Annotated in this window: 1 protein-coding gene; it reads left to right on the top strand. The window is 75.5% G+C overall.

The window, feature by feature from the left end; all coding sequences use genetic code 11:
- Nucleotides 1-323, top strand: a 323-nt coding sequence (locus B1205_RS31915; protein ID WP_254910083.1) for an acyltransferase domain-containing protein, incomplete at both ends; no start/stop codon positions are given.

Below are 323 nucleotides of genomic sequence, written 5' to 3'. Positions count from 1 at the left end.
TGATCGGTCACTCGCAGGGTGAGATCGGTGCGGCGTGTGTGGCGGGGATCCTGTCGGTGCCGGACGCGGCGAAGACCGTGGCCCTGCGGTCACGCGCCCTGTCGGTGCTGCGGGGGACCGGGACGATGGCGTCGGTCGACCTGTCCGCCGACGACGTCACCGCCCGGCTGGGCGCGGCGGGGAGCACCGGACCGGCGGCCCCGGACGGCTCCCGGTTCGCCGGGGTCGGTGTCGCGGCGGTGAACGGTCCGTCGACCGTGGTGGTGTCGGGTCCGCCGCAGGCGGTGGCCGACTTCGTGGCGGCGTGTCAGGGCGACGGGATC

The organism is Micromonospora sp. NBS 11-29, from assembly GCF_002140155.1.
Lineage (GTDB): Bacteria > Actinomycetota > Actinomycetes > Mycobacteriales > Micromonosporaceae > Micromonospora.
The sequence above is the reverse complement of the archived record's forward strand: the minus strand, read 5'-3'. Positions and strand labels throughout refer to the sequence as shown.